Raw genomic sequence first — 12593 nt, forward strand, 5'->3', positions numbered from 1 at the left:
ATGAACGAGACCCCGAACCCCGCCGCCGACGAGAACGGCACCGCCCGCACCGACGCCGCGCAGCCGCAGGCCGGGGCGACGTGGGAGGCACCGCACGCCGACCCGTCGACCCTCCGCTCGGCCTACGCGTTCGACGGCAGCGGGCCGTTCCTCTACGGGCCCGACGGCTCCGGCCCCTACGGCTACACCCCGGACGGCCGCGGCCCGTTCCTGATCGGCAGCCCGTCGCTCCCCGGGTTCCAGCACGGCTGGGTGCACGGCGCCGCCGCAGCGAACCACGGAACGAAGCGGCCCCGGCGGCTGGGCCTGATGATCGGCTCCGGGATCGCGGCCCTGGCGATCGTCGGTGCGGCGGGCGGGACCGCGCTCGGACTGTCCTCGCAGCACACGACCACGACCTCGAGCCAGTCGCAGGGCACGACGCTGCCGGATACCGGATCGGGTTCCGGCACCGGCTCCGACGGCAGCGGCACGAACGGCTTCACGGTGCCGGGCGACGGCACCGGCAGCGGGTCGAGCGACGGCGGCAGCGGCACGAGCACCGAGTCCGCGGCGACCGCGGCGACGAGCGCCCAGAAGAAGGGCGTCGTGACGATCAACACGGTCCTCAACTACGACGAGTCGTCGCAGGCGGCCGGCACGGGCATGATCCTCACCTCGAACGGCACGATCCTCACGAACAACCACGTCATCCAGGGCGCGACGAGCATCACGGTCACCGACGAGACGACCGGCAAGGAGTACAAGGCGGACGTCGTCGGGACGGACGCCACCCACGACGTCGCGGTCCTCAAGCTCGAGGGCGCGTCGGGCCTGTCCACGGTGACGCTCGACGACGACGGCGAGCCGAGCACCGGCGACACCGTGACCGACGTCGGCAACGCCGAGGGCACCGGCAACCTCGTCGCCGCCGAGGGCACCGTGACCGCGACCGACCAGGACATCCAGGTGCAGAGCGAGTCGGGCACGGGCACCGAGTCGCTGCAGGGACTCATCGAGGTCGCGGCGGACATCGTCTCGGGCGACTCGGGCGGTCCGGTGCTCGACAGCGAGGGCGAGGTCGTCGGCATGGCCACCGCGGCGTCATCGGGCACGGCGGACGTCACCGGGTACGCGATCCCGATCACCACGGCGAAGTCGATCGCGGACAAGATCCTCGCGGGCGAGTCGTCGTCGACGATCACCATCGGACTGCCGGCGTTCCTCGGGGTCGAGGTCAGCGGGACGGCATCGACGGGCGGCGTCGCGGTCGCGGGCACGGTCGAGGGCTCCGGCGCCGCGTCGGCCGGTCTCGCCGCCGGCGACACCATCACGAGCATCGACGGCACCGCCGTGGCGAGCTCGGACGCGCTGACCTCGGCGATCCAGTCGCACTCGGTCGGGGACAAGGTGACGGTCGGGTACACCGACAGCACCGGTGCCGCGAAGACCGTCACGGTCACCCTGACCGCCGGCCCCGCGGCCTAGCAGAGAACGGCTCAGCCGAGCAGCGCCCGCACCACCGACCGGTACACGTTCGCCGGGGAGTCCGTCGCGAAGACGGTCTCCCCGGCTTCCGTGCGTCCGACGCGCGCGAAGCCCTGCCCCGCCGCGTGCACGACGACGATCGGGTTCGGCTTCCCCGGACGACGCAGCGACGACACCGTCCACGGAGCCGCCCAGAAGCGCGCGAGCCGCGGGTCCGCCTCGGCGATCGCCGTCGGCAGGTCCGGGGCGGCGTCCGCCCCGGAGGTCCGACGCCCGAGCAGGTCCGCCCGGAGCGACCCCGTGCGGAACGGGAAGGTCCACGCCGGACCGATGCCGAGCCTCCCGGCCACGAGCGCGACCACGCGCTCGACCGGCAGCTGCGCGATCACCGCGCCCGTCTCGTCCGTCCCGTCCACGACGGTCTCCGACCAGGCCTGGAGGCGCGTGGTGCGCCCGTCGGGCAGCCGCTGTTCCAGGGTCACGGGCTGGGCATCGCCCTCCCACGGTGCGAGGAGCGCCTGCGTCGACTCGGGCAGGGTGCCGAGCCGGCCGACCAGGCCGGACTCGATGAGCTCGCGTCCGGCGGGCGTGCGGAGGAGCGTGGGGTTCCAGCGACGGCCGGCGAGCGAGCGCAGGGTGGCGAGGGCCTCGGAGCCGAGGTGGGTGCCCTCGAGGTCGGCGGCCGGTGCGGGCTCGGGCAGTGCCTCGAGGTCGCGCTGCACCCGCGACGGCGCGGGTTCGGTGGCGCGGACGCTGTCGAGGACGGCGGACACGAGGTCGTCGGTGGCGAGCATCCGGGCGAGGGGCCGCTCGATGGTGAGGTCGACGCGGTGCCGCCCGGTGACGAAGAGCAGGTGCGCTCCCGCGACGTCGCCGCCCTCGTCGGGTCGGACGTACTCAACGAGGCGCGCCGGCGCTCCCGCGGTCGTCCACGGGTCGGAGCCGATGAGTCGGAGCCCCTCGACCGAACCGGGGAGGCGTTCGAGCAGACTCGTGTGCTCCTCCGCGACGGTCCGGTCGCTCGGACGGGATCGGACGGTGAGCACGACGTCGTCGCCGGTGACGCGCAGATCCGCCTGTGCCGAGTCCTCACGGCGCCACGCGTCGGGGCGGCGGAGGGTCAAGCGGGCGGTGCGGTCCTCGGTGCCGAGTGGGACGGGGACGGCCATGGCACGAGGCTACGTCGGGGCCGGTGCGGGGGCGGTGGCGGCTCGCCGGGCGCGCGCGCTTCCGGTGCGCGCGAGGTCGGACCGGCGGACTCAGGGGCGGCGCGGGCGTGGTGCGGGCGGCGGCGGGACCGGCTTCGCGGCGACGACGTCGGCGAGCGCCACCTCGACCGGACCCCGGCGGGTGTCGATCGTCACGGACGACGCGGTCCGGGCGACGATGACCCCGAGCGCGTCCTGCGCTCCCCCGCCGTGGTGCGCCCGCACGACCAGGCGGTCCCCGACCGCGGCGTCCCGGAGGACCCCGAGCGCGAGTGCCCGGGCGATCGCGTCCTGTCCGGTGCCCTCCACGCCCCCAGCGTAGGGCGCGCCTAGAGTGTGGGGATGGCCAAGGCGCGCGTGGACAGCTGGATCTGGGCGGTGCGGATCACGAAGACCCGCTCCGCCGCGACCGCCGCGTGCAAGGCCGGCCACGTCCGGGTGAACGGGGAGCGTGCGAAGCCCGCGCAGCCGATCGGCCCCGGGGACGAGGTCCGGGTCCGGCAGAACGGGTTCGACCGGATCGTCGTCGTCACGGGGATCATCCTCAAGCGGACGAGCGCCCCCGAGGCCGCGAAGCACTTCGAGGACAAGACCCCGCCGCGGCTCCCCAAGGAGGAGGCCGGCTTCGTCCCGATGCGCGACCGCGGCGCCGGACGCCCGAGCAAGCGGGAGCGCCGCGACCTCGAGAAGCTCCGCGGCTACTGACCCCGCCTTCCCGTCAGACGAAGCGGACGGTCTGCTGCAGGCGGTCGCGGACCTCGAACACGTCGACGCTCCCCTCGGGCGAGAACACGCCGTTCAGCACCTGGCCGAGCGCACTGCGGCGGACGACGAGCGCCGTGGGCTTCCGGGGCGAGCCGACGACCTGCACGTCCTCGCCCACCGCGGAGTCCGGCACCACGAGCAGCCGGCCGGTGAACCGCACCCGGGTCTGCTTCTGCACGGCGCGGGCGGCACGGACGAGCTCCTTCACGGGGCGCTCCCCTGATGCCAGGGTCTCCCCCGTGATCTCGCCGTGCTCGACGCGGACCGGGGCGCCCCAGTCGATCGACTCGACGGCCCACAGCCCGCTCGGGGTGAGGACCGCGTGGTCGAGCTTGCCCTCGGCCCCCGCGTCGAGGTCGTGCCAGACCGTCACGCCGATGCCCATCTCGGAGACGATCGACGCGGTCGCCTCCTCGGCGAGCGCCTCGGCCAGCAGCCGTCGGATGTGCCGGGGAGCGGAGCGGATGAGCGTGGGGTCGTAGGGGTCCTCGATGGGGTCCCCGAGGCCGACCCACTCGCGCTCGGCCTGCAGGAAGACCTCGCGCGATCGCCCGCCGGGGTGTCCGTGGGACCGGGCCCGCGGACGTGCATCGCGACGCGCTGCCGGGGGTGCGTAGGCGTCGCGGCCGGTGTCGCTCCTCCAGGCGGAGGAACCGGACGGGCCGGACGCGCTCTGCTGGCTGCCGCGCTGGGATCCCGCGTCGTAGGCGCGGCGTGCGGCGGGGGTGCCGATGCGTTCCCAGGCGATCTGGACCTGGCGGAAGCGGCGGGCGTCGCCGCCGAGGTCGGGGTGGGACTCGCGAGCGGCGCGGCGGTAGGCGCGGCGGAGTTCGTCGTCGTCGGCGGTCGCTCGGACGCCGAGGACTTCGTACGGGGTGGCGTCGGCCGGGCTGTCGGTCATGGCCCTGCGACATTACCCGAGGGAGCGTCGGAGTCCGCCGCGTGGCTGCTGGGTGCTGCCTGGAGGAACGGGTCGGGTCCGGTACGCCGGCACCGGGTCTGCGACGAGGCACCTGTCGATCGACCGGTGCGGTGTCGCGGACGGCGTGGGGGACTCAGGTGGTCAGGCGACGGCGAAGGAGACGGGGGCGGCGAGGAACGATCCGTACCGGTCGGCAGCGGCCTCGAGGGCGCGGACCGCACCGGCGTCGAGCGGCTCGAAGGGCGTGACGGTGACCCGGACGTCGCGGGTGCGCTCGGTGCGGCTCCAGGTCCCGACGACCCGACCCCGCACGACGGCCATCGGCAGGAACATGCCGTTGGCGCCGGGGACGACCCGGTCGGCGTGCACGGGGTCGAGCTGGACGGAGCGGTCGGCGTACCCGAGGAGGTACTCGTCGAACCCGGGCAGGAGGTGCCCGGTCGGCACACCCCCCGGGTCGGGTCGGTCGGCGAGGGCGAGGAGTCCGTCGCCGAGGTCCTCCACGGCGTCACCGGCCACCGCTCGGGCACGTCGGACGTCGCCGAGCGGCAGCTTCGTCCACGAGGCGGTGTCGGCCTCGGTCACCGGGCCCCTCCCGCGCAGGTGACCGATCAGCACCCGCCGCAGGGCCTCGTCGCGGTCGGGCAGGTCGGCCGTCGCCGGCGCCCACTCGTCGAGGAGCACGAGCCCCTGGCCGACGCGGGCGGTGGGCCCCCAGGCGACCAGCCCCTCGAGCGCGAGGCGGAGCAGCACGTGGTACCCCAGCCCTCGCGTCGGGTCGATGCCGGCGCCTCGGTAGACGTCGAACAGGTCGTCGCGCACGAGTGACCGACCGCCGGACAGTGCGTCGGCCGTGGCGTCCCGGGCGGTGCGGAGGACGTCGTCGTCGATGCCGAGCTCGATCGCACGCCGGGCGATGGAGCGGATCGTCCGATCGGCGGTGAGGGAGAGCAGCAGTCGGAGGTCGTCGGGGCGCATCGCGTGCAGGGTGCCGCGCATCGGCCACGAACGGACGACCTCGCCGCGGTCGAACGCGGCGCGGACGTCGTCGCGCGTGGACCCGGGCGCGCGGACGCCGATGGCCCAGGTGACCTGCCCGAGGTCCTGCCCCTGGACGGCGAGCATGCGTTCCACCACCTGGGTCGGCCCGAGCCCGGGCACGGCGATGCCCTGGGCGGCGAGGCGCATCGCACGCAGCTGGGCCGGTGTGGTCGTCATGGCACCAGCATCGCCGTCGCGGTCAGGCGACGGCTGCGGTGATCTCGTCGGCGTGCTGCTCGATGTACGCCACGTCGGCCCGGTAGAGGTCGGCGTGCCCGTGCTGCAGGTCGCTGACGAACTTCGGGTTCCCGGCCGCCGCCTCGGTCTCCATGGTCGTGACCAACGCGACGAGGGAGCCGAGGATCGTCTCGGCGAGGACCTCGCGCGACCGGGCGTCCAGCTCGTAGGCGCGGCAGAACTCGGCGGCACGGTCGAGCCGTTCGTCGAGCGACGGCGCGGTCGACCCCTCGACGACGCCGGTGGTGAACGGTGCGAACCGGTACACGGCACTGGCCACGTCCCAGACCCGCGGCCCGGGGTGCGCGGTGTCGAAGTCGATGAGCCCGACCGCGGCGATGCCGTCGTAGACGCAGTTGTACGGTGCGAAGTCGCCGTGCACGATCGTCTCGGCGGGGTACCGCTCCGCCTGGGACCAGACGTCGCGGTCGTCGTCGCGCGTGAAGGTGGCGGCGGCGTCGTGGTAGTGCCGCAGCAGCCGGGCGGTCGTGACGAGGGCGGCCTCGCTCGCGACGTCGGCCGTCCACGGGTACTCCCCCGCTTCGCCGGGGACGAACGAGACGGTCTCGAGCGTGTGCCCGAGCTCGATCGGTTCCGGTGCTGCGACGAACCCCTGTTCGTGCAGGTGGGCGAGCAGCCGGTGCACGGTCGGTGTCCACGGCCCTGCCGGGCGGTGCACGCGATCGTCGGCCCTGGTGATCCGCTCCATCGGAACCTCCTGTTGTACGTCTCCGTTGACGTGGTGGCCCAGCGTATCCGCCCGTGTGCCCCGGTGTCGCGGTCCACGTGTGAACAGCGCGTGACACGACCGCATGCACCGTTGCATGCAAGGGGTAGGATCGTCGACCGTGAGCACCCCGAGCACGAACACCACCGCCCAGGCAGCGTCCGACCGGGCCTACGACCACGTGAAGCGCGCGATCATCCGCGGCGACCTGCCCGGCGGCACGGCGATCAGCGAGAACGCGCTCTGCCAGGAGATCGGCGTGTCGCGGACGCCCGTGCACGAGGCGTTCCTGCGTCTCGCCGCCGAGGACCTACTCACCCTCGAGTCCCGGAAGGGCGCCGTCGTCCGGCCGATGTCCCCGAGCGAGGCGGCCGACGTGCTCGAGATGCGGGAGGCGATCGAGTCGACCGCGGCGACCCGCGTCGTCACCGACGGGCGCGTGGCGGACGTCACCCCGTTCCTCCAGGCGATGCTCGCGGAACAGGAGCAGGCGGTCGCGACCGGCGACGTCGACCGGTTCATCGAGGTCGACGCGGAGTTCCACGGTGCTGTCATCGGGGCGTCGCGGAACGCCATCGCCGTCATGTTCGCCCGGACCCTGCGCGACCGGCAGCAGCGGCTGCGGCACCACCTGATGCGGCTCCAGCCGTCCCAGTTGCAGGCGTCCCTCGAGGACCACCGCGCACTGGCCGCCGCGCTCGAGGCCGGCGACGCCCTCCGCTACGCCGAGGTCCTCCGCGCCCACGTCGCGTCGCACCGGGGCGCCCTGTGAGCGCCACCACCGGCAGCGTCCCGACCACCGGCTCGCTCGCGGTCCCGAACGCACGCGTCCTGCCGTGGGTCGCCGTCTGGGGCGCGGTGTTCGTGTGCTCGTGGGGCGGGAACCAGTTCTCACCCCTGCTGCTCATGTACGAGGAGCGCGCGCACTACTCGTCGCTGCTCGTGAACGTCTTCCTCGGCGTGTACGTGCTCGGGCTCGCGCCGGCGCTCCTCGTCGCCGGGTCCCTGTCCGACCGGCACGGCCGCCGCCCGCTCATGCTCGCCGGGATCGTCTCGGCCGTCGTCGGCAGCGGACTGCTGGCGTTCGGCCCGCTCGGCGCGGGGTTCCTCATGGCCGGACGCCTGTTCTCCGGGGTCACCGTCGGGATCGCGATGGCGGTCGGCAACAGCTGGGTGAAGGAGCTCTCGCAGGGACGCTTCGACCCGTCGGCCGACGCCGGGTCCGGTGCACGCCGGGCGTCACTGGCGTTCACCCTCGGGTCGGCGTCGGGTGCCCTCGTCGCCGGGCTCATCGCGCAGTGGGGGCCGATCCCCGAGGTCCTGCCCTTCCTCGTGCACATCTGCGTCGCCGTCCCCTTCGCCGTGATCGTCTGGCGCACGCCGGAGACGAGCCGCTCCGGTGGTCTGCCCGGTCCCTGGTGGAAGCAGCTCGCCGTGCCGAGCGCCGGGCACCGCCGGTTCACCCGGGTCGTGCTCGTCGCCGCGCCGTGGATCTTCGGGTCCGCAGCGATCGGGTACGGGTACCTGCCGACGAAGCTCGCCGGGGCGACCGGCACGTGGGGGCTCGTGTTCGCCACCGCCGCCACCGTCGTCGCTCTCGGGGTGTCGAGTGCCGTGCAGCCCCTCGCCGGGCGGGTCACCTCGCTCCTGTCGGCACGCGGGCTGCTGACCGCCGTGGCACTCATGACCGCGGGCATCGCCGTGGTCGTCGTGGCGGTCCAGCTGCAGTCCGTGGCGATCGGGCTCGTGGCGAACGTCGTGATCGGCCTCGGCATCGGGCTGGCGCTCGTGTCGAGCCTGCTCGAGGTCCAGCGGATCGCGGGGACACGCGACCTGGCCGGGCTCACCGGGGTGTTCTACGCGGCGGCGTACGCCGGGTTCCTGGCGCCCGCGGTCATCGCCGCGGTGGCGAACGTCGTGGCGGTGCCGACGATCCTGTGGGTGGTCGTCGGGCTCGGGGTGCTGTCGTGGGTGGCGATCCTGGTGTCGTCGCGGAAGCACATCCCCGCGTAGCTGGGACCGCGCGGTCAGAACTGGTCGCGCAGCCAGGCCGGCCCGTGCACCGCGGCGCCGAGCTCCTCGACGCGGGCCCGGAGCTCGCGGTCGGCGGTCACCACGACGACCGGCGTGTGGCCGGCGTCCACCGCGGCCCGGGCAGCCTCGACGATCGCGTCGTCACCCGACCCCGGCGCGCGCACGACGGACACCGGGTCGTCGGCGCCCACGGCGTCCCGCGCGGCACCCTCGAGCACCACGGTCCACCGCGGCCACCACCGGTCGAACGGCAGCGCGAGCACCTCGGCCGACACACCCGCCGCGGCGAGCGCCCCCACCGACCCGAGCAGCCGCGACGCAGCCCCCGCCCGGTCCTTCCACCACCCGTCCGGCACACTGCCGACGACGTTCGCCGCGTCCACCACGACGTGCGGTGTCGTCTCGATCCGTGCCCGCAGCGCCGGCCACGACGCCCCGAACCCGGGGTGCAGGGGCAGGTCCTCGACGTCGCCGACGGGCACCCAGGCCAGTTCGAGGCTCTCGCGGTCCGCGATCACCGGTTCGAAGGCCCTGGAGGCGCGCCCCACCACCGTCGTGTACGTCCAGAACCCGAGGTCCAGCACGGCGGTGTGCCGGAGGTCCACGCCGTCCTCGGGCACGCCGGCTTCCTCCGCCGACTCGCGGAGCGCCCCGGTCACGGCGTCCTCGCCGAGGTGGCGGGCTCCGCCCGGGATCCCCCAGGTGCCGCCGTGGTGGCTCCACTCGACGCGGTGCTGCAGGAGCACGCGCCCGGAGCCGTCGTCGACGAGGAGTCCGGCCGCGCCGAAGCGCCCCCAGGCCTTGGTGCCGTCGGGGCCGACCGCCCAGGCGTCGCCGGGGTCGCGGGGGCCGGGAGGCGGCCCGGGAGGCGTGGTGTCTGGCACCCGTCAACCCTGTCACACGGGACCCGTCATGTGACCGGAGACGTCGGAGCCGCTCGTGTACGGTGTCGGTCGAGACACGGGGTGCCGCAACCAGCGGCTGAGATCACACCCGTCGAACCTGCTCGAGCTCGTACTCGCGAAGGGATCGTCCATGCACACTGCTGCGCCCGCCCCCGACTGGGCCCGTCGGACCGCCGAACTCCTCGAGGCCGTCCGCGCCCGGAGTCCCCTGGTGCACTGCATCACGAACACCGTGGTGCAGAACGTCACCGCGAACGTGCTGCTCGCGCTCGGCGCCTCGGCCGCGATGGTCGACGTCGTCACCGAGGCCGGGCCGTTCGCCCGGGTCGCCGACGCCCTGCTGGTGAACACCGGCACGCCGCACGCCGAACCCCGGGCCGCGTCGCTCGAAGCCGCCTCGGCAGCGGTCGACGCCGGCACGCCCTGGGTGCTCGACCCGGTCGCCGTCGGCTCCCTGCCGGTGCGGACGGCCCTCGCCCGGGACCTGCTGGCGCTCGGTCCGACGGTGCTGCGGGGCAACGCCTCCGAGGTGCTCGCGGTGCTCGGCGCCTCGGCCGGTGGTCGTGGCGTCGACAGCACGGTCGGCACCGACGACGCGCGAGCGGCCGCGGTCGACGCGGTGGCCGCCAGGCGCGTGGCCGCGGTGGCCGTGTCGGGTCCGATCGACCTGCTGGTCGCGCCCGGCACAGGCGTGGTGCGGGTCGCGAACGGCACGGAGCTGCTCACGCGGATCACCGGCGGCGGGTGCGCACTCGGTGCCGTCGTCGCCGCGTTCACCGCCGTCTCCTCCGAGGACCCGGGCGCGGCCGCCGTCGCCGCGACCGCGGTGCACACGATCGCGGCCGAGCTCGCGGCGCGCGAGGCCGGCGGACCGGGCACGTTCCAGCCGCTGTTCCTCGACCGCCTGGCGTCGCTCTCGCCGGACGACGTCGTGCGCACGGCGCGCATCACCGTGGAGTCCCCGGCGGTGGCCGCGTGAGCGCCGGTGGGTTCGGCGTGTACCTCGTGACCGACCCGGCGCTGTCGGACCGGCACGGCATCGGCGTGCTCGGGGTCGTCCGTGCCGCGGTGCACGGCGGGGTGCGGATCGTGCAGGTGCGCGACAAGGACGCCTCGGCCCGTGACCTGCTGGCACTGACCGCCGCGGTGGCCGACGCCGTGGGCGACCGCGCGACCGTGGTGGTCGACGACCGGTTGGACGTCGCCCTGGCCGCTCGGCACGCGGGACACCGGGTCGCGGGCGTGCACCTCGGCCAGTCCGACGTCCCCGTCACCGCCGCTCGCGCCCTGCTCGGAGCGGACGCACACGTCGGGCTGACCGCGAACACCCCGGAGCACCTCGCCGCCGTCGCCGCACTCCCCCGCGGCACGGTCGACCTGCTCGGGGTCGGCGTGGTGCACCCGACCGCGACGAAGGCGGACCACCCGCCGGCCCTCGGACACGACGGCTTCGGCCGGCTCGCACGCGCGACGGACGTGCCGTGCGTGGCGATCGGCGGGGTGACGCTCGACGACGTCGTGCCGCTCCGGGCAGCCGGTGCCGCGGGCGTGGCGGTCGTGTCGGGCATCTGTGCCGCGGCCGACCCCGGGTCCGCCGCGGCGGCGTTCGTGTCCGCGTGGGGCCCTGGACCCGACCACGGGGCGGAGGCGGGGCCGTCGGGCGGTGGCGATCCGTTCCTCCTGGCCGACGCGACGCACCACGGGGCGGACGCATGAGCGTCCCGCGCGTCCTGAGCATCGCCGGGACCGACCCGACGGGTGGGGCGGGGATGCAGGCGGACCTCAAGGCCATCGCGGCGCACGACGGCTACGGCATGGGCGTCGTGACCGCGCTCGTCGCGCAGAACACGCACGGGGTGCGCTCGGTGCACGTGCCGGACGTCGCGTTCCTGCGCGAACAGCTCGACGCGGTGTCGGACGACGTCGTGGTCGACGCCGTGAAGGTCGGGATGCTCGGCACCGCCGAGGTCGTGCGGGTCGTGACCGAGTGGCTCCGCGAGCACCGCCCGCCCGTCGTGGTGGTCGACCCCGTGATGGTCGCGACGAGCGGGGACCGGTTGCTCGACGAGGACGCCTCGCGGGCGATGACGACGCTGCTCGGGCTCGCCGACCTCGTGACGCCGAACCGGGCGGAACTCGCGGTGCTCGCCGAGCTGGCCACCCTGGACGGACGGGCCCCGGACAGCGCGGAGGACCGGGCGCTCACGATCGCCCGCACCTGGGACGTGCTCGTGCTCGCGAAGGGCGGCCACGACGACGGCGACACCTCGGACGACGTGCTCGTCGGGCCCGACGGGGTGCTCCGGACGTTCAGCGCGCCACGCGTCCGGACGACGAACACGCACGGCACCGGGTGCTCGCTGTCGAGTGCGATCGCGACGCTCGCGGCCCGCGACGGCGACTGGGAACTGGCCGTCGGCACGGCGAAGCGCTGGCTGACCGCGGCCCTCCGCGGCGCCGACGCCCTGCACGTCGGCACCGGGAACGGTCCGGTCGACCACGGCGCGCTCGTGCGTGCGGAGCGGCCGGAGCCGAGGTGGACCGACCGCTGGTGGGACGACGTCGCCGAGGTCCTGCACGAGACGATCGCGTGCGACTTCCTCGCCGGGATGCGCGCGGGGACGCTCGACCCCGAGGTGTTCGCCGCGTACCTGGCGCAGGACGTCCACTACCTCCGCGCGTACGAGCGGCACCTGGCGCTGCTCGGCTCGTGGACGACCGGGGCCGAGGCCGCGTTCTGGCAGGCATCGGCCCAGGGCTGCGCCGACGAGGCCCGCGACCTGCACCATCGACGCCTCGCCGGCACGCACGCCGAGGACCCCGTCCACCCGGTCTGCGCCGGCTACCTCGCCCACCTGCAGGCCGCTGCGGACTCCGGGTCCGTCGGGGTCCTCGCCGCGGCGGTGCTGCCGTGCTTCCGCGTGTACGCGTGGGTCGGGACGCAGATCGGCACGGTCGGGTCGGACCACCCGTTCGCGGACTGGATCGGCGCGTACGGCGACCCGGGGTTCGCCGAGGCCTCCGCGGATGCGACGGCCCGGGTCGAGCGGCTCGCCGCGGCGGCGACGCCGGCCGAGCGCGGCGCCATGACGCGCGCCTTCCGCGCGTCGACCGCGTGGGAGCTCGCGTTCTTCCGGATGCCGACCGCGGTCTCCGACGTCGTCACGGGCCCGGGGGCGACCCCGGAGCGTGCCGCCGAAGCGACACGCTCTCGCTGAGCGCCGCGGTCCCTGGCGCGGAAGCGACAGGGTGCCGTCACGATTCGACGGCACCCTGTCGCTTTCGCG

The 12593-nt window shown here is 74.8% G+C and carries 13 protein-coding genes and 1 riboswitch; of the genes, 7 read left to right on the forward strand and 6 right to left on the reverse strand.

Annotated elements, in window-relative coordinates; translation table 11 throughout:
- Window positions 1–1467 (forward strand): S1C family serine protease, encoded by a 1467-nt coding sequence (locus BIV03_RS05620; protein ID WP_254790752.1) that lies wholly within the window; start codon window positions 1–3, stop codon window positions 1465–1467.
- Window positions 1468–1478: 11 nt separating this feature from the next.
- Here BIV03_RS05620 and BIV03_RS05625 read toward each other — a convergent pair whose 3' ends face one another.
- On the reverse strand, window positions 1479–2636 hold the full coding sequence (locus tag BIV03_RS05625; protein WP_071294958.1) for a hypothetical protein: 1158 nt from the start codon (window positions 2634–2636) through the stop codon (window positions 1479–1481).
- Between the two features lie 90 nt (window positions 2637–2726).
- Window positions 2727–2984 carry a hypothetical protein gene (locus BIV03_RS05630; RefSeq protein ID WP_217637346.1) on the reverse strand — a complete coding sequence of 86 codons (258 nt, stop codon included), beginning with the start codon at window positions 2982–2984 and terminating at the stop codon, window positions 2727–2729.
- A gap of 33 nt (window positions 2985–3017) precedes the next feature.
- On the opposite strand from BIV03_RS05630, the gene BIV03_RS05635 reads away from it, so the two are divergent.
- Window positions 3018–3380 (forward strand): RNA-binding S4 domain-containing protein, encoded by a 363-nt coding sequence (locus tag BIV03_RS05635; RefSeq protein WP_070418630.1) that lies wholly within the window; start codon window positions 3018–3020, stop codon window positions 3378–3380.
- A gap of 13 nt (window positions 3381–3393) precedes the next feature.
- Here the strand turns inward: BIV03_RS05635 and BIV03_RS05640 are convergent, their stop codons facing one another.
- The 3 genes from BIV03_RS05640 to BIV03_RS05650 all read right to left on the reverse strand — a co-directional run bounded on the left by BIV03_RS05640 (window position 3394) and on the right by BIV03_RS05650 (window position 6349).
- The gene (locus tag BIV03_RS05640; protein ID WP_071294959.1) at window positions 3394–4341 is read right to left on the reverse strand and encodes a DnaJ domain-containing protein; all 948 of its coding nucleotides are present in this window, start codon (window positions 4339–4341) and stop codon (window positions 3394–3396) included.
- Between the two features lie 162 nt (window positions 4342–4503).
- Window positions 4504–5580 (reverse strand): winged helix DNA-binding domain-containing protein, encoded by a 1077-nt coding sequence (locus BIV03_RS05645; protein ID WP_071294960.1) that lies wholly within the window; start codon window positions 5578–5580, stop codon window positions 4504–4506.
- Window positions 5581–5602: 22 nt separating this feature from the next.
- A complete protein-coding gene (locus BIV03_RS05650) occupies window positions 5603–6349 on the reverse strand; it encodes a phosphotransferase enzyme family protein (RefSeq protein ID WP_070418627.1) in 747 nt (248 codons plus the stop codon).
- Between the two features lie 139 nt (window positions 6350–6488).
- Between BIV03_RS05650 and BIV03_RS05655 the strand changes: the two genes are divergently transcribed.
- Window positions 6489–7139, forward strand: a complete 651-nt coding sequence (locus BIV03_RS05655; RefSeq protein ID WP_217637344.1) for a GntR family transcriptional regulator — start codon at window positions 6489–6491, stop codon at window positions 7137–7139.
- On the forward strand, window positions 7136–8380 hold the full coding sequence (locus tag BIV03_RS05660; RefSeq protein WP_071294961.1) for an MFS transporter: 1245 nt from the start codon (window positions 7136–7138) through the stop codon (window positions 8378–8380). Before BIV03_RS05655 ends, BIV03_RS05660 begins: the two co-directional genes overlap by 4 nt.
- A gap of 14 nt (window positions 8381–8394) precedes the next feature.
- Here BIV03_RS05660 and BIV03_RS05665 read toward each other — a convergent pair whose 3' ends face one another.
- Window positions 8395–9285, reverse strand: a complete 891-nt coding sequence (locus tag BIV03_RS05665) for an NUDIX domain-containing protein (RefSeq protein ID WP_071294962.1) — start codon at window positions 9283–9285, stop codon at window positions 8395–8397.
- 67 nt (window positions 9286–9352) lie between these two features.
- Window positions 9353–9448: riboswitch (TPP riboswitch) on the forward strand.
- Between BIV03_RS05665 and thiM the strand changes: the two genes are divergently transcribed.
- The 3 genes from thiM (at window position 9437) to thiD (ending at window position 12524) form a co-directional block, all read left to right on the forward strand.
- A complete protein-coding gene (gene thiM, locus BIV03_RS05670) occupies window positions 9437–10285 on the forward strand; it encodes a hydroxyethylthiazole kinase (RefSeq protein ID WP_071294972.1) in 849 nt (282 codons plus the stop codon). Its footprint overlaps the riboswitch before it by 12 nt.
- Entirely contained in the window at window positions 10282–11022 is a 741-nt protein-coding gene (gene thiE / locus BIV03_RS05675; protein ID WP_071294963.1) for a thiamine phosphate synthase, read from the forward strand. Before thiM ends, thiE begins: the two co-directional genes overlap by 4 nt.
- On the forward strand, window positions 11019–12524 hold the full coding sequence (gene thiD, locus BIV03_RS05680; protein ID WP_071294964.1) for a bifunctional hydroxymethylpyrimidine kinase/phosphomethylpyrimidine kinase: 1506 nt from the start codon (window positions 11019–11021) through the stop codon (window positions 12522–12524). The genes thiE and thiD overlap by 4 nt, the downstream gene beginning before the upstream one ends.
- Window positions 12525–12593 lie beyond the last annotated feature (69 nt).

It is taken from the genome of Curtobacterium sp. MCBA15_016 (assembly GCF_001865105.1).
Lineage (GTDB): Bacteria > Actinomycetota > Actinomycetes > Actinomycetales > Microbacteriaceae > Curtobacterium.

Bases quoted from the DNA above. Each gene is read 5' to 3' on its own strand.
- BIV03_RS05620 (WP_254790752.1), top strand. From the start codon at position 1: ATGAACGAGACCCCGAACCCCGCCGCCGACGAGAACGGCACCGCCCGC.
- BIV03_RS05625 (WP_071294958.1), bottom strand. From the start codon at position 2,636: ATGGCCGTCCCCGTCCCACTCGGCACCGAGGACCGCACCGCCCGCTTG.
- BIV03_RS05635 (WP_070418630.1), top strand. From the start codon at position 3,018: ATGGCCAAGGCGCGCGTGGACAGCTGGATCTGGGCGGTGCGGATCACG.
- BIV03_RS05640 (WP_071294959.1), bottom strand. From the start codon at position 4,341: ATGACCGACAGCCCGGCCGACGCCACCCCGTACGAAGTCCTCGGCGTC.
- BIV03_RS05645 (WP_071294960.1), bottom strand. From the start codon at position 5,580: ATGACGACCACACCGGCCCAGCTGCGTGCGATGCGCCTCGCCGCCCAG.
- BIV03_RS05650 (WP_070418627.1), bottom strand. From the start codon at position 6,349: ATGGAGCGGATCACCAGGGCCGACGATCGCGTGCACCGCCCGGCAGGG.
- thiM (WP_071294972.1), top strand. From the start codon at position 9,437: ATGCACACTGCTGCGCCCGCCCCCGACTGGGCCCGTCGGACCGCCGAA.
- thiD (WP_071294964.1), top strand. From the start codon at position 11,019: ATGAGCGTCCCGCGCGTCCTGAGCATCGCCGGGACCGACCCGACGGGT.